The sequence below is a fragment of the Pseudomonas sp. LBUM1657 genome (assembly GCF_059716075.1).
Map to the genome: position 1 here is coordinate 4,184,456 of NZ_CP166799.1, position 13,996 is coordinate 4,198,451.

General features: G+C 60.9%; 15 protein-coding genes. 11 read left to right on the forward strand and 4 right to left on the reverse strand.

What is annotated here, in order from left to right:
* Positions 1-60 precede the first annotated feature (60 nt).
* Both ACA055_RS19375 and ACA055_RS19380 read left to right on the forward strand, forming a co-directional pair.
* Positions 61-402, forward strand: a complete 342-nt coding sequence (locus tag ACA055_RS19375; RefSeq protein WP_497680119.1) for a DUF6124 family protein — start codon at positions 61-63, stop codon at positions 400-402.
* Between the two features lie 482 nt (positions 403-884).
* A complete protein-coding gene (locus ACA055_RS19380; RefSeq protein WP_497680120.1) occupies positions 885-2,036 on the forward strand; it encodes a M14 family metallopeptidase in 1,152 nt (383 codons plus the stop codon).
* A gap of 39 nt (positions 2,037-2,075) precedes the next feature.
* Here the strand turns inward: ACA055_RS19380 and ACA055_RS19385 are convergent, their stop codons facing one another.
* On the reverse strand, positions 2,076-2,522 hold the full coding sequence (locus ACA055_RS19385; protein WP_123366482.1) for a winged helix-turn-helix transcriptional regulator: 447 nt from the start codon (positions 2,520-2,522) through the stop codon (positions 2,076-2,078).
* A gap of 96 nt (positions 2,523-2,618) precedes the next feature.
* Here ACA055_RS19385 and ACA055_RS19390 point away from each other — a divergent pair, with 96 nt between their 5' ends.
* Complete coding sequence (locus ACA055_RS19390) at positions 2,619-3,866, forward strand: MFS transporter (RefSeq protein WP_497680121.1); 1,248 nt, start codon at positions 2,619-2,621, stop codon at positions 3,864-3,866.
* On the opposite strand, the gene ACA055_RS19395 is transcribed toward ACA055_RS19390, so the two are convergent.
* Positions 3,803-4,348: a cytochrome b gene (locus tag ACA055_RS19395; RefSeq protein ID WP_497680122.1), complete on the reverse strand. Its 546-nt coding sequence runs from the start codon at positions 4,346-4,348 to the stop codon at positions 3,803-3,805. The two genes, ACA055_RS19390 and ACA055_RS19395, sit on opposite strands and share 64 nt — an antisense overlap.
* A complete protein-coding gene (locus tag ACA055_RS19400; protein WP_497680123.1) occupies positions 4,345-5,439 on the reverse strand; it encodes a catalase family peroxidase in 1,095 nt (364 codons plus the stop codon). Before ACA055_RS19400 ends, ACA055_RS19395 begins: the two co-directional genes overlap by 4 nt.
* Positions 5,440-5,674: 235 nt before the next feature.
* Here ACA055_RS19400 and ACA055_RS19405 point away from each other — a divergent pair, with 235 nt between their 5' ends.
* Together ACA055_RS19405 and ACA055_RS19410 are read left to right on the forward strand one after the other, a co-directional pair.
* Positions 5,675-6,181, forward strand: a complete 507-nt coding sequence (locus ACA055_RS19405) for an RNA polymerase sigma factor (RefSeq protein ID WP_497680124.1) — start codon at positions 5,675-5,677, stop codon at positions 6,179-6,181.
* Positions 6,178-6,930 carry an anti-sigma factor family protein gene (locus ACA055_RS19410; RefSeq protein WP_497680125.1) on the forward strand — a complete coding sequence of 251 codons (753 nt, stop codon included), beginning with the start codon at positions 6,178-6,180 and terminating at the stop codon, positions 6,928-6,930. Before ACA055_RS19405 ends, ACA055_RS19410 begins: the two co-directional genes overlap by 4 nt.
* A gap of 120 nt (positions 6,931-7,050) precedes the next feature.
* On the opposite strand, the gene ACA055_RS19415 is transcribed toward ACA055_RS19410, so the two are convergent.
* Positions 7,051-7,887, reverse strand: a complete 837-nt coding sequence (locus ACA055_RS19415) for an IclR family transcriptional regulator (protein WP_497680126.1) — start codon at positions 7,885-7,887, stop codon at positions 7,051-7,053.
* 243 nt (positions 7,888-8,130) lie between these two features.
* On the opposite strand from ACA055_RS19415, the gene ACA055_RS19420 reads away from it, so the two are divergent.
* The 6 genes from ACA055_RS19420 to ACA055_RS19445 all read left to right on the forward strand — a co-directional run bounded on the left by ACA055_RS19420 (position 8,131) and on the right by ACA055_RS19445 (position 13,995).
* Entirely contained in the window at positions 8,131-9,156 is a 1,026-nt protein-coding gene (locus tag ACA055_RS19420; RefSeq protein ID WP_497680127.1) for an ABC transporter ATP-binding protein, read from the forward strand.
* Entirely contained in the window at positions 9,153-10,022 is an 870-nt protein-coding gene (locus ACA055_RS19425; RefSeq protein WP_497680128.1) for an ABC transporter permease, read from the forward strand. Before ACA055_RS19420 ends, ACA055_RS19425 begins: the two co-directional genes overlap by 4 nt.
* 6 nt (positions 10,023-10,028) lie before the next feature.
* Positions 10,029-10,823 carry an ABC transporter permease gene (locus tag ACA055_RS19430; RefSeq protein WP_497680129.1) on the forward strand — a complete coding sequence of 265 codons (795 nt, stop codon included), beginning with the start codon at positions 10,029-10,031 and terminating at the stop codon, positions 10,821-10,823.
* Positions 10,824-10,830: 7 nt separating this feature from the next.
* A complete protein-coding gene (locus tag ACA055_RS19435; protein WP_497680130.1) occupies positions 10,831-11,121 on the forward strand; it encodes a (2Fe-2S)-binding protein in 291 nt (96 codons plus the stop codon).
* A 406-nt stretch (positions 11,122-11,527) separates the two neighbouring features.
* Entirely contained in the window at positions 11,528-12,883 is a 1,356-nt protein-coding gene (locus tag ACA055_RS19440; RefSeq protein WP_497680131.1) for an FAD/NAD(P)-dependent oxidoreductase, read from the forward strand.
* Positions 12,880-13,995 (forward strand): NAD(P)/FAD-dependent oxidoreductase, encoded by a 1,116-nt coding sequence (locus ACA055_RS19445; RefSeq protein ID WP_497680132.1) that lies wholly within the window; start codon positions 12,880-12,882, stop codon positions 13,993-13,995. Before ACA055_RS19440 ends, ACA055_RS19445 begins: the two co-directional genes overlap by 4 nt.
* Position 13,996 lies beyond the last annotated feature (1 nt).

Consider the following 13,996-nt stretch of genomic DNA (forward strand, 5'->3'; position numbering starts at 1 on the left):
ATACAGTCCGTACTAGGATTGCTTCACGGATCTGAATCTATCACGGAGCTTGCCCTCGCCATGAACATCCCCAGTAACGACCTGCCCGACATGCAAATCGACACCTCCCTCACCTCGCCCCAAGGCTCTGCCGCCGCGCAGCGAGCTTTGGACTATTACTTGAAACCAGCTGTTTCAGAAGAGGTGGTCGAAGAGCGTTTCTTTGACGTGAACCGCAACATCAGCAGTGAAGAGGCGCTGGTTCATGCTTCGGATCTATTGCGCTGTGCCGCTGCGACCGCGTACGAGTCAGCCAATCACCTGCAGGGCGTAAACCGGGATCTGGCATTTTCGACAGTGCACATGATCGACATGGCCAAGGCGATGGTAGACCGATCCCTGGAAGGGCATCAGAACACCTGAGACAAGAGTGCTTTCAAGGAGGACGGGAAAGAATTTTCCAATCGGGCAGATAAAATCATTTGACTTGCAAACGAGAATGATTATTATTGCATGCAGCTGGTCGCGAGATCAGTCGATTGTCCAAGTGACCTTAGGTCGGTCTCCTGGACTATCTCCTCATCAGGCTAATCACGGTTTTTGACCCGGCTTTTTGCCGGGTCTTTTTTTTGCCAGTTTTCTGGCTTTGGCTTCAGGCTAATGAAGACTTTAGGTGTCGCAAACTCGATTGGCGCGGATGATATCAAAAGAATATCCGTTGGCAAGAGAAGCCCGGCATCATTGGGTCAAACTAATGAAAAATAGCACTTGAGAATCAATCGCACAGTCTCTAAGCTGCGTCGGCGTCAAGGAGGACGCCCCCCTTTTCACCCCGCAATTTCCCCGGTTTTTCCCTTCCCAGCGTGTAAAGTAACAGCCATAAAAATCATATTCAGGAATCGACTATGACCGTGGCTAAATCCTCTTTAGGCATCAGCGCAAACTTTGACAGCGGCAACATTGAAGTACTGGACATCAGCAACCCGTTGCAAGCCCTGCTGGCCATCAAGCCAGACACCCGCAGCCAGCACTTTCAATGGTTCCATTTCAAAGCCAGCGGTCTGCATGTCGGTCAGGAGCACTGGTTTCGTCTGAACAATGCCAGCAGATCTTCGTATAACAAAGCCTGGGATGGTTATCAGGCGGTAGCGTCCTACGACCACGTTAACTGGTTCCGGGTACCGACCATATTCGAAGGCGACTGCCTGCGTTTCAGTCTCGAAGCCACCGCCACCCACGCCTGGTTTGCCTATTTCGAACCCTATAGCCGTGGCCGTCACGACTGGCTGATCGAACAGGCGCTGACCAAGGCCGGCACCGAACTGTTGGCCACCGGCAAGAGCGTCGAAGGGCGGGACATCCAACTGTTGCGCAAAGGGACAGGGGCCGAAGGTCGGCGCAAGGTCTGGATCATCGCCCAGCAACACCCGGGCGAACACATGGCCGAGTGGTTCATGGAAGGCGTCATCGAGCGTCTGGAAAAACACGACGATACGGTGTTGAACAAACTCCTGGCCAGCGCCGATCTGTACCTGGTGCCGAACATGAACCCGGACGGCGCCTTCCACGGTCACCTGCGCACTAACGCCATGGGCCAGGACCTGAACCGCGCCTGGCAGAGCGCCAGTCAGGAAATCAGTCCGGAAGTCTTTTTTGTTCAGCAAAAGATGGAAAAGTACGGCGTCGACCTGTTCCTCGACATCCATGGCGATGAAGAAATCCCCTACGTGTTCACCGCCGGTTGCGAAGGCAACCCGGGCTACACGCCGCGAATCGAAAAACTCGAAGAGCACTTCCGCAGCCATCTGAAGCACCTGACCAAGGATTTCCAGACCAAGCACGGATACACCCGCGACGAGCCGGGCAAAGCCAACATGACCCTGGCCTGCAACAGCGTCGGCGAGAAATTCGACTGCTTGTCGCTGACCCTGGAAATGCCGTTCAAGGACAACAATGATGCGCCGAATGCGTTGACTGGGTGGTCAGGGAAGCGTTCGAAGCAGTTGGGGAAGGATGTCCTGACGACTGTTGCCGATATAGTCGATACCCTGCGTTAATCGCCCTCGATGGCTGCATGCCTGGCATGCAGCCATGCTTCACTCGGCAGCGATCCGCACGCAATCCTCTGGTCCCAGCAAGCGCCCATCCTCGGCACGTAGTTCCAGCGTCTGCACCGGTCGGCCGTTCTCTCGGTCAACAACCCGCGAATGCGCCTCCCCTGCCTCATAGAAAAACGCCTCGCCCCATTGGCGCAATCCGATGATCAACGGGAACAGACCTTTGCCCTTTTCGGTCAGCACATATTCCTGATACGCACTGCCGTCCGACGCCGGCACCAGGTCGAAAATGCCGTGGGCCACCAAGGTGCGCAGCCGCGCAGACAAAATATTCTTGGCCATGCCCAAATTGCGCTGAAACTCCCCGAATCGGCGTATGCCGTCAAATGCATCACGCACGATCAGCAACGACCACCAATCACCAATGGCATCCAGGGAACGGGCAACCGGGCATTCGGCGTTTTCCATGCTTGTACGTTTAGCCATGAGCGCGCTCACATCAATCAAATGTAGTTGCAATATAAAACCAGCTTCCTTACCGTACAATTGGTTTCACTTTGAAACCACATAAGGAAGCCCGTCATGAAACCTGAACATCCATTGAGCGGCGCCGTGGTGCTGCTGTTTGCCATCGCCTGCGGCCTGGCCGTCGGCAATGTTTACTACGCACAACCGCTGCTCGATGCCATGGCCGAGGCCTTCGCCATGGACCCCGCAACCATCGGCATCGTCGTCACGCTGACTCAAGTCGGTTACGGCGCAGGCTTGGTGTTGCTGGTGCCGCTGGGTGACCTGCTCAATCGCCGGCGCCTGATCGTTACGCAAACTGTGCTGTCGGCGCTGGCCTTGCTCACGATCGTACTGGCACCTGACAACATCTGGCTGCTGATCGGCATGACATTGACCGGGTTATTGGCTGTCGTGACACAAGTATTGGTGGCCTACGCCGCGACATTGGCCATCCCGGAACAGCGAGGGCGTGTGGTCGGTGTGGTCACCAGCGGCATCGTCGTCGGTATTCTGCTCGCCCGGACAGTGGCCGGCGGCATGGCTGACCTCGCCGGTTGGCGTTCGATTTATCTGTTGTCAGCGGGTTTGACGCTGGTGATGGCGTTGCTGCTGTTTCGTGTGTTGCCCAAACATGAAGATGCGCAACCCGCCAGTTCCTACGGCGCCTTACTGGGCTCGGTATTCACGCTGTTCAAGGAAGAACCGGTGCTGCGCCAGCGGGCGGTGCTCGCGCTACTGACCTTCGCCAGCGCCATGGTGCTGTGGACACCCATGGTGCTACCGCTGAGCGCCCCGCCGCTGTCGTTGTCCCACACACAAATCGGATTATTCGGACTGGCAGGTGCCGCCGGTGCATTGGCCGCCGCTCGCGCCGGGCATCTGGCTGATCGTGGCCTGGGACAATGGACCAGCGGTTTGTCACTCTTGTTGATGTTGGTTTCCTGGCTGCCGATCGCCTTCACCCAGTCCTCATTGTGGGCATTGCTGCTTGGTGTGATTACCTTGGATCTGGGTTTGCAGGCCGTGCACGTCACCAGCCAGAGCATGATCTACAGCGTGCGCCCCGAAGCCCAAAGCCGACTCACCGCCGGCTACATGCTGTTCTATTCAATTGGCAGCGCCTTGGGGTCAATCGGTTCGACGGCTATGTACGCGTGGGCCGGATGGCTCGGCGTATGCCTGCTGGGCGCAGGCATCAATGCTGTGGCGTTGATCTATTGGTGGCGAACGCAGGCGTCGCCAGCCGCTACAGGGAATCACCCGCGATCCTTACCCCGCAGCATGCTGTCCAGCACATCATCGCGACGCACCCAACCGTGAAACAACGCTGCCGCCAAGTGCAGCAACACGGTCAAAAACAGCAAATACGCCAGATACCCATGAGCCTTGCGCAGGAACGCGAACACCTGTGGATTTGCCGGCAGGATCGACGGCAACTGCAGCGAACTGCTTAGCATCACAGGGTCGCCCGCGGCGGAAATCATCGCCCAACCCAGCAGCGGCAAAATCAGCATCAAGGCGTATAGCAGGGTATGCGAAGCCTTGGCCGCCAGCACTTGCCAGCCCGGCAGGTCCGCGGGCAGATGTGGCTGTCGGGTGGAAAAGCGCACGACCAGGCGCACGATCACCAGCAGTAGAATCGCAACGCCCAAGGGTTTGTGCAGATTGATCAGCCACTCATGACGCTCAGAGACTGAGGCCGCCATGCCCGCGCCGATAAACAGCATCGCAATGACCATCAGCGCCATCAGCCAGTGGAGCAGTCGCGCCAGAGGTGCGAAATGAGTCGGTTGAGTGCTCATTGTTGAGCCTCCTGTTTGGCAGCGGGCAACTGGCTGACTTCGCTGGTGCGACGCAAGTATGAACGGGCGTAGCCCGCTGAACGAGCGGCGAGCAACGGGTCGTCGGAACCTTCGATACCGGCGGGCAAGACGAGCGGGTCGTAGTTGATGTCACGGCACTCGCCGTTGAGTTGCGGCTGTGTACTTTCCAGTACCAGCGTGCCGGCGTTCAACACCTTGCGGCCCTCAGGCCAGGCCTTGCTGGCGTCGTTGACCGGATCGCCAGGGTTGGCCAGTGTGATCGTCAACTGCCAACGCAGCGGTCCGGTGGAGATACGCTGAACCAAGTCTTTTTCCAGGAAATCGCCCCCCTCCGGTGCCGTAGCACCTGCCGCGTCCTGAACCATCGGGACCATGCTCCAGCGCACCGCTTGCCGTTGCCCGGCCGCATTCACCAAGTAAAACGCGTTGACGCTGTTGTAGGTTTCCGTCGCGTAACTGGCCGATGGCTTGGCGGTTTTGATCCAGGCCAGGAACGGTGCGGCTTCCGGATGGGAGCCGAAGAATGCTGGCACTGCAGTCGGGTTCGGCTTGCCCGTGGCGGGGTCCGGCGACTGTGCTTGTTGCAATTGATAGAACGCCTCGGGCGTGCCCACAGGGAACACCGGCATGCTGTTCATCCCGGTGCGCCACTGCTGACCGTTGGCCTGGGTGAAACGCAAGGCCAGGCTGCGGATCGGCACGCTGTTATCCGGGGCGTAAGGATTACCGGCCGGCAATGCGAAACGTCCGACCACCGGAGTCCGCGCATCGTTAAAGACCTGCGCGCTGGAATAGCTGCGCGCCTCGCCGCTGCTCTCGAAGTGTCCGATCACGCACACGCCTTTGGAGTGGTTACGCCGGAACCCAGGGTGCACGCCGTTGTTGGTTTCCAGCACATTGATCAGCTTTTTCGGCGTCAGACGCTGTGGGTCAAGGGTGCCGTTGACGTAGGCAAAAGCCCCGGCCACGACGGCGACCACCACGGCAATGCCGGCGAGGCGCAACGTCAGGCTCGCGGCACTCAGCGGTGGCCGAGCGGGCCCCGTTGGCGGTGATGAGCGATCTACCATGAAAGACTCCAGGGCCATCGGCCACAAGTGAGAAGAACCAAGCAGACGAACCTCACGAAGGTTTATTCCCTCGTGCGGTATTTATTTTTTCAGTCGTGGAATAACCTCGAATGCCGGGCGTCTTCCTGGTGTCCGGTCTCGCAAATACGTTTCCTTTTTTGGCAGATGCCGCCAAAAAGGAAACGTATTTGTGAGACCGGACACTCCCCCAAGCGTAGTGACAAGCCAGAACCTCATGAACGATATCGACGAACAGCTGAGAGAAATCATTCCCAGATTGCGCCGGTTTGCCGTGTCGTTGACGCGCAACCCCAGCAGCGCCGACGATCTGGTGCAGTCTTGCCTTGAGCGGGCGCTCTCGAGTTGGGGCGACAAACGCCCTGAGGGCGACTTGCGCGCGTGGCTGTTTTCGATTCTTTATCGGCAGTTTCTCGATGCTCACCGGCGTTCCCGCCGTTATGCGCGGATGCTCGAATTCTTTACCGGGCGTGACGAACCAGAGCCATCGGTGGAGCGCACGGTGATTGCCCAATCGACGCTGCAAGCCTTCGATCAGCTCAGCACCGAACAGCGCGCATTGTTGCTCTGGGTGTCGGTCGAAGGCTTGAGTTACAAAGAGGTTGCCGAGATTCTCGACGTGCCCACCGGCACCGTGATGTCGCGCCTGTCCCGTGCCCGCCAGGCCTTGCGCCAACTCAGCGACGGCGAAATCACCCGCCCTTCCCTGCGGAGACTCAAATGATCAGCATGCCCCCAAGCGAGCGTGACCTGCACGCCTACGTTGACCATCAACTCAGCGATGCCGACCGACATCTGGTGGAGACTTTTCTGGCAGGCAACGCTGAAATGGCTGCACAAGTCCGTGCGTGGCAACAGGACGCCCAACAACTGCGCGCGGCCCTGAGCGGCGCTTTGCAGCAGCCGGCCAACCCGGATCTCGACCCGGCGCTGATTCGCCAACGCCTGAAACACCAATCCCGTCGCCACCTGGCCAGCGCTGCGGTGCTGCTGATTGCCGTGAGCATCGGCGGGTTCAGCGGCTGGCAGGCGCGGGAAATGACGCTCGTCAGCGCCCCGCTGCCAATGACCGATGCCATGCAGGCGTATCGTCTGTTTGCCCAGCAAGGCATCCTGCCGGCCGACTATCAGGTCAGCGACAACGGCGATATGCAGGGCTGGCTCGACCGTTATTTCAACCAGGCCAATCGCTTGCCAGACCTCACAGGTGCCGGTTTCAAACCCGTCAGCGGGCGCTTGCTCAGCACTGAGCAAGGGCCTGCGGCGATGGTGGTTTACGAGGATCAAGGCGGCCACAAGGTCAGCTTCTACGTGCGCCCACCGGGACCAAAAAACTTCCTGCTGCCCCGGGGCAGTCGCAGCGATGGCGAGTTGCAGGCCGAGTACTGGTCGGGGGGCGGTTACAACTATGCGATGGTCAGCCCGAGCGATGCACCGGCGGCGCAGATGCTCAAGCAAACCGTGAACTTCTGATCAAACCGCCAATGAATGTGGGAGCGGGCTTGCTCGCGAAAGCGGAGTGTCAGTCGACATTGATGTTACCTGACACTCCGCTTTCGCGAGCAAGCCCGCTCCCACAGGGGATAGGTGGAGTCAACCTTGTCCAAACACCTGCGAAGGCCGGCGCAGCAGCGGATCAAACGGATTGATCCGCGGCCCGATCAGCGCCGCTTCACGCTTGAGCATTTCCACCACCGTCGGCAGGCGATCCGGCCCCAGCCGATCACTCACGGTCGCCACACTCAACGCCGCCACCGCCCGCCCTTCGCGATCCAGAATCGGCACGGCGACCCCGGCCATGCCCTGCAGCACGCCGGTGTTGCGCCCGGCGTAACCGAGACTCCTCACATTCTCGACTTCCGAACGCAGGAACACCTCGTCATACAAATGGAAATCCTTCAGGCGCGGCAAGTTGTAGTGAATCACCGTGTCGCGTTCCTCTTCCGGCAGAAACGCCAAAATCGCCAGGCTGCCCTGCCCCACACCCAGCGCCACCCGCCCACCGATGTCCCCGGTAAACGTACGAATCGGAAACGGCCCTTCGCTGCGGTCCAGGCAGATGGCATCGAAGCCACTGCGCGCCAGTAAAAACAATGAATCCCCCAACGATGCCGACAACCGCAGCAACGACGGCCGCACCAGTTCGCGCAGGTTTCCGGTATTGCCGGCGCGGGCGGCCAGAGCGAAAAACTCCAGGCTCAGGCGATAGCGTTTACTGCGTGCGTCCTGCTCGACCATGCCCTCGTCCATCAGGCTGCGCAGCAAGCGGTGCGTAGTCGGTTGGGACAAACCGATGCGCTGGGCCAGCTGCGTCACTCGCTCCCCGCCCTCGACGGTGTCGCCCAGACTGCGCAGCACGGCGAACAGTCTCGAGACCGCACCGACGCCGACATCATTTTTGTTTTCGTTCCGCTCAGTGGAATCAGGCATGAATTTTCTCAACAATTAATTTACTCACCGAATGAAACTGAAAATAATTATCGCTTCAGTGAAATAGGTCATTGAGCCCATCCTATTCTTCGTCCTACTCTGCGTCCATACAGGGGCGATTCGAACAACAGCGGCAGCCGACCCAAGTCGAGCGCCAACGCACCCAGCAAAATCTTTCGTATCTGCCCATACAAAAAAGCGCGACCTCAGGCCGCGCATAACAATCTCAGGTGGAGCGCAGTTATGGCTTTTGTGCAACTTGAAGGACTTGGCAAGCGTTACGGTGAGATCGACGCCGTCGTCGCCACCAACCTCTCGGTCGAAAAAGGCGAGTTCGTCTCGCTGCTCGGCCCCTCCGGATGCGGCAAAACCACCACCCTGCAAATGATTGCCGGCTTCGTCGAAGTCAGCAGCGGACGCATTGTGCTGGACGGTCGCGACATCACCCACGCCAAACCCGCCAGTCGCGGCCTGGGGGTGGTGTTCCAGAGTTACGCGCTGTTCCCGCACATGACCGTCAAGGACAACGTTGCCTTCGGCCTGCGCATGCGCAAAGTGCCCAACGGCGAGTTGCAGCAACGGGTAGACCGGGTGTTGAAACTTGTGCGACTCAACCAGCATGCCGAGCGTTATCCCCGGGAACTCTCCGGCGGTCAGCGTCAGCGCGTTGCACTGGCCCGGGCGCTGGTAATCGAACCGCCGGTACTGCTGCTCGACGAACCGCTATCCAACCTCGACGCCAACCTGCGCGAAGAGATGCAGTTCGAAATCCGTCGAATCCAGCGCGAAGTCGGGATCACCACGTTGATGGTCACCCACGACCAGTCCGAAGCGCTGTCGATCAGCGACCGGGTGGTGGTCATGCAGGCCGGACGCATCACCCAGATCGACGCGCCTTACACCCTCTACGAACACCCGCGCACCGAGTTCATTTCCGGGTTCGTCGGCAAAGCCAACCTGCTGCCCGGCGAGCGTGACAGCGCCGGTGTCGTTCAGGTGTGCAACCGTGGCGACGGCGAACTGACCCTGAGCCTGCGCCCGGAAAAAATCGATCTGCGGGAAAAAGGTCAGGGCCGTCTGCAAGGCAACATCGTCAGCCGTTTCTTTCTCGGCAGCCAATGGTTGTACGGCGTGTCGACGACCTTGGGCGAACTCAGTGTGGTGCGCCGCAATGACGGCTCGGCTCCGATGGCGGAAGGCACGGCGGTCGGCCTCGACTGGGACGCGACGCTGCTGCGGGTGCTGAGTGTCGACGAGGTGTCGGCATGAATACGCTCGTCTCGATCCGTCAGGGCCGCCAGGGTTATTGGCTGTCGGCACCGGCCCTGGCCTTGTACCTCGGCTTGTTGGTCATCCCATTGGGCTTGACGCTGGTGTTGTCGTTCAACGTTTTCGACTACAGCTCGGGGATCAACAGCGACGCCTTCACCTTCGACCATTACAGCAGCCTCCTGGGCGACCCGTACTTCTACGAGATCTTCCTGCGCACGATGTGGATCAGCGCCCTGACCACCTTGCTCTGCGTGGTGATCGGTGTGCCCGAGGCCTACATCCTCAGCCGCATGGGCACACCCTGGCGCTCGATTTTCCTGATTCTGATCCTCACCCCGTTATTGATTTCAGTGGTGGTGCGTGCCTTCGGCTGGAGCTTGCTGCTCGGCGCCGACGGCCTGGTCAATCAGACGCTGCAAGCCTTTGGCGGCTCACCGATGAAGCTGCTCTACACGCCGTTCGCGGTGGTGATTGCGTTGGTCCACGTGATGCTGCCGTTCATGATCATTCCGGTCTGGACCTCGCTGCAGAAACTCGATCCGGCCGCCGAACAAGCCGCGCTGTCCCTCGGTGCCAGCCAGCTCACAGTGATGCGCAAGGTCGTGCTGCCGCAGATCATGCCCGGCGTGCTGTCCGGCACGTTGATCGTGTTCGGCCTCGCGGCCAGTTCGTTTGCGATACCCGGTCTACTCGGCGGACGCCGCTTGAAGATGGTCGCCACGCTGATCTACGACCAGTACCTGTCGGAGCTGAACTGGCCCATGGGTGCAGCCATCGCGGTGGCCCTGCTGTTGCTCAACCTGCTGATCATGCTGTCGTGGAACCGGATGATCGAAGGCCGCTACAAGAAGTCATTGGGATAACTCGTCATGTCCAAGAACGGTCCTTTCGCCCTGCTGTTCCATGCCCTGGTGGTGCTGTTCATGCTCGCGCCGCTGGTGGTGGTTTGCCTGGTGGCCTTCACCCCGGAAAACACCCTGAGCCTGCCGACCACGGAGTTTTCCCTGCGTTGGTTTCGCGCGGTATTCGAGCGCGCCGACTTTGTCGATGCGTTCTACAACAGCCTGATCCTGGCGTTCAGCGCCGCCACGCTGGCAACGCTGATTGCGGTGCCGGCGGCCCTGGCGATCACACGCCTGGAGTTTCCCGGACGGGATTTTTTCAATGGCCTGTTTTTGTCGCCGATCATCATTCCGCACTTGGTGCTGGGGGTCGCGTTGCTGCGCTTGTTCGCGCTGATGGGCGTCAACGGCAGCTTCACCTGGCTGATCTTCGCCCATGTGCTGGTGATCACGCCGTACGTGCTGCGCCTGGTGCTGGCCTCGGCCATCGGCCTGGACCGCAGTGCCGAACATGCAGCGCAATCGTTGGGCGCCGGGCGTTTCACGCTGTTCCGGCAGATCACCTTACCGATGATTCTTCCGGGTGTGGCCGGTGGCTGGTTGCTGGCGTTCATCAACAGTTTCGATGAGGTCACGCTGTCGATCTTTGTCACCTCGCCGGCCACGCAAACCTTGCCGGTGCGGATGTACGTGTACGCCACCGAATCTATCGATCCGATGATGGCGGCGGTGTCGGCGCTGGTGATTGGGCTGACCGCGCTGACGATGATTTTGCTTGATCGGGTCTACGGCCTGGATCGGGTTCTGGTAGGCAAACAATGAGGGCGCCATGGCTCTGCTGAAACGACTGGCCGAAGGCGACCGCCCGGCTCTGGACTTTACCCTCGACGGCCAAGCGGTCAGCGGCCTGCTTGGCGACACCCTGCTGACGGCGGTGCTGACCTGCAGCGAACACCTGCGCGGCAGCGACTTCAGCGCCGAGCCCCGGGCTGGTTTCTGCCTGATGGGCGCCTGCCAGGACTGCTGGGTACGCCTGGGCGATGGCCGCCGGGTGCGTGCCTGCTCGACGCTGCTCGAAGCCGGACAACAGATCAGCCGCGAGCCGGGGCGCACCTTATGAACACGAGTAAAACCTGTGGGAGCGAGCCTGCTCGCGAAAGCGGTCAGTCAGCCAACATCTCTACCCAATGTGCCGCCCCCTTCGCGGGCAAGCCCGCTCCCACAGGGGTTCTGCGCCCGTCACAAAATCGCTGGGCAACTCCAATCCAATGTGGAAGCGAGCCTGCTCGCGAAAGCGGTCAGTCAGTCAACATCTCTACCGAATGTGCCGTCCCCTTCGCGGGCAAGCCCGCTCCCACAGGGGTTCTGCGCCCGTCACAAAATCGCTGGGCAACTCCAATCCAATGTGGGAGCGAGCCTGCTCGCGAAAGCGGTCAGTCAGCCAACATCTCTACCCAATGTGCCGCCCCCTTCGCGGGCAAGCCCGCTCCCACTTTGGTTCGGCATCGATCACTAATGAGGTGGGTATGCAACCTGTAGTCATCATCGGTGCCGGGCCCGCCGGGATTCGTGCAGCGCAAACATTGGTCGCCCATGGCATTCGCCCGGTCCTGCTGGACGAAGCGGCGCGCGGTGGCGGGCAGATTTATCGGCGGCAGCCGGCTAATTTCAAGCGCTCTCCAGTCAAGCTCTACGGCTTCGAGGCGCGCAAGGCCAGTGCATTGCATCAGACGATCGACGCGCTGCGCGAGCAACTCGATTACCGTCCCGACACCCTGGTGTGGAATGCCGAGGACGGTGCCCTCGACACCTTGCATGAGGGACGCGCCGCGCGGCTGGAGTTCTCCCGGGTGATTGTCGCCACCGGCGCCACCGACCGGATTCTGCCAGTTCCGGGCTGGACTTTGCCGGGGGTCTACAGCCTCGGCGCGGCTCAGATCGCTCTGAAGTTCCAGGGCTGCGCCATCGGTGAACGCGTGGTGTTCGCCGGCAGTGGACCGTTGCTGTACCTCGTGGCTTATCAATACGCCAAGGCCGGTGCGAAGGTGGTGGCGGTGCTCGACAGTTCGCCGTTCAGCGCCCAAGCCCGCGCCCTGCCCGGCCTGTTGTCGCAACCGGCCACATTGGCCAAAGGCATCTATTACCGCGCCTGGCTGACAGCCCACGGCATCCCGGTGCATCAGGGTGCCAGCCTCGTGTGCGTCAATGGCGAACAACGTGTGCAATCGCTGAACTGGCGTAACGCCAAGGGCGAGCAACGCCTGGAGTGCGACGCCGTCGCCTTCGCCCACGGCCTGCGCAGTGAAACCCAACTCGCCGATTTGCTCGGCTGCGAATTCGCCTGGAACCCACTCAACCGTGCCTGGCTGCCCCGGCGTGACAGCACCGGTCGCAGCAGTGTCGCCGAGGTTTATCTGGCCGGTGATGGCGCCGGCATCATGGGCGCCGATGCGGCGGAAATGGCCGGCGAACGGGCCGCCCTCGCGTTGCTCGAAGACATCGGTCATCTGATCCCGCCGCAACGTCCCGCTGAACTGGAACATGCCCTCAAGCGCATGGGCGATTTTCGTCAGGGCCTGGAGCAGGCCTTTGCCTTTCCCGAAGGCTGGGCCGCCAACGTCGCGGATGAGGTGATGGTCTGCCGCTGCGAAGAAGTACACGCCGGGGACATCCGCGAGGTGGTGCGCGAGGGCCATTGGGAAATCAACCGGGTCAAGGCCCATTGCCGGGTCGGCATGGGCCGCTGTCAGGGTCGGATGTGCGGTGCCGCCGCCGCGGAAATCATTGCCTGCGAAAGCCAACGCCCGGTGTCGGAGATCGGTCGGTTGCGAGCGCAGGCACCGATTAAACCCCTGCCGTTTGGTCTGGAGGTCGAAGCATGATCGAGGTCGATGCAGTCATCATTGGCGGCGGAATTGTCGGCGCTTCGGCGGCACTTTTTCTGAGCCAGTCGGGTCGGCGCGTTGCGCTGCTGGAACGGGACTTTTGCGGCTCGCATTCCAGCGGCGTGAACTATGGCGGCGTGCGGCGCCAGGGTCGTCCGCTGTCGCAACTGCCGCTGTCGCAACGGGCCCATGAGCTCTGGGGGCGACTGCCGCAGCTGATCGGCATCGACGGTGAATATCAGCGCAGCGGTCACCTGAAACTGGCCCGCAGCCTCCACGACCTGCATGCACTGCAAGACTATGCCGCCAGCAGCCAGGGCTTCGGCCTCGATCTTCAAGTACTCGACCGCATCGAATTGCGCAGGCGTTTCCCGTGGGTTGGCGAAGTAGCGGTCGGTGCCTCGTTTTGCCCGGACGACGGCCACGCCAACCCGCGACTGGTGTCCCCGGCGTTTGCCCGGGCGGCGCGGCGGCATGGCGCGCAGATTCATGAACAGTGCGCGGTGACGGCGGTGGAACACGACGGCCAGCGCTTTCGCGTCAGCACGCAAACCGGCGTCGAACTGCACGCGCCCTGGCTATTGAACTGCGCCGGAGCATGGGCGGGAAACCTGGCAGAACAGTTCGGTGAAGCCGTGCCGATGCATGCCGGGCACCCGGCGATGCTGGTCACCGAGCCCTTGCCGTGGGTGATGAATGCCAGCACCGGCGTCGAGGGCGGTGGTATTTATGCGCGCCAGGTCGCTCGCGGCAATTGCGTGCTGGGCGGCGGTCAAGGCTTTGCCCTCGACGAGGCCCGCGCCCGTCCCGGGCAGAACGCCGTGATCGAGATCCTGCGTCAGGCCGTCGAGCTCTACCCGTTTCTTGAAGGTGCCCAGGCGATTCGCACCTGGAGCGGCACCGAAGGTTATCTGCCCGATCGCCAACCGGTGATCGGCCACAGCGGCACTCAACCCGGTCTGTTGCACGCGTTCGGCTTTGCCGGCGCCGGCTTTCAGATCGGCCCCGCGGTGGGCCAGGCGCTCACCGAAATCATCTGCAGCGGCGCCTCAAAAACGTCGCTGGATGCGTTTTCCATCACCCGGTTTCACTCCATCTCCGTTGCTTGAT

Bases quoted from the DNA above. Each gene is read 5' to 3' on its own strand.
- ACA055_RS19375 (WP_497680119.1), top strand. From the start codon at position 61: ATGAACATCCCCAGTAACGACCTGCCCGACATGCAAATCGACACCTCC.
- ACA055_RS19380 (WP_497680120.1), top strand. From the start codon at position 885: ATGACCGTGGCTAAATCCTCTTTAGGCATCAGCGCAAACTTTGACAGC.
- ACA055_RS19385 (WP_123366482.1), bottom strand. From the start codon at position 2,522: ATGGCTAAACGTACAAGCATGGAAAACGCCGAATGCCCGGTTGCCCGT.
- ACA055_RS19390 (WP_497680121.1), top strand. From the start codon at position 2,619: ATGAAACCTGAACATCCATTGAGCGGCGCCGTGGTGCTGCTGTTTGCC.
- ACA055_RS19395 (WP_497680122.1), bottom strand. From the start codon at position 4,348: ATGAGCACTCAACCGACTCATTTCGCACCTCTGGCGCGACTGCTCCAC.
- ACA055_RS19400 (WP_497680123.1), bottom strand. From the start codon at position 5,439: ATGGTAGATCGCTCATCACCGCCAACGGGGCCCGCTCGGCCACCGCTG.
- ACA055_RS19405 (WP_497680124.1), top strand. From the start codon at position 5,675: ATGAACGATATCGACGAACAGCTGAGAGAAATCATTCCCAGATTGCGC.
- ACA055_RS19410 (WP_497680125.1), top strand. From the start codon at position 6,178: ATGATCAGCATGCCCCCAAGCGAGCGTGACCTGCACGCCTACGTTGAC.
- ACA055_RS19415 (WP_497680126.1), bottom strand. From the start codon at position 7,887: ATGCCTGATTCCACTGAGCGGAACGAAAACAAAAATGATGTCGGCGTC.
- ACA055_RS19420 (WP_497680127.1), top strand. From the start codon at position 8,131: ATGGCTTTTGTGCAACTTGAAGGACTTGGCAAGCGTTACGGTGAGATC.
- ACA055_RS19425 (WP_497680128.1), top strand. From the start codon at position 9,153: ATGAATACGCTCGTCTCGATCCGTCAGGGCCGCCAGGGTTATTGGCTG.
- ACA055_RS19430 (WP_497680129.1), top strand. From the start codon at position 10,029: ATGTCCAAGAACGGTCCTTTCGCCCTGCTGTTCCATGCCCTGGTGGTG.
- ACA055_RS19435 (WP_497680130.1), top strand. From the start codon at position 10,831: ATGGCTCTGCTGAAACGACTGGCCGAAGGCGACCGCCCGGCTCTGGAC.
- ACA055_RS19440 (WP_497680131.1), top strand. From the start codon at position 11,528: ATGCAACCTGTAGTCATCATCGGTGCCGGGCCCGCCGGGATTCGTGCA.
- ACA055_RS19445 (WP_497680132.1), top strand. From the start codon at position 12,880: ATGATCGAGGTCGATGCAGTCATCATTGGCGGCGGAATTGTCGGCGCT.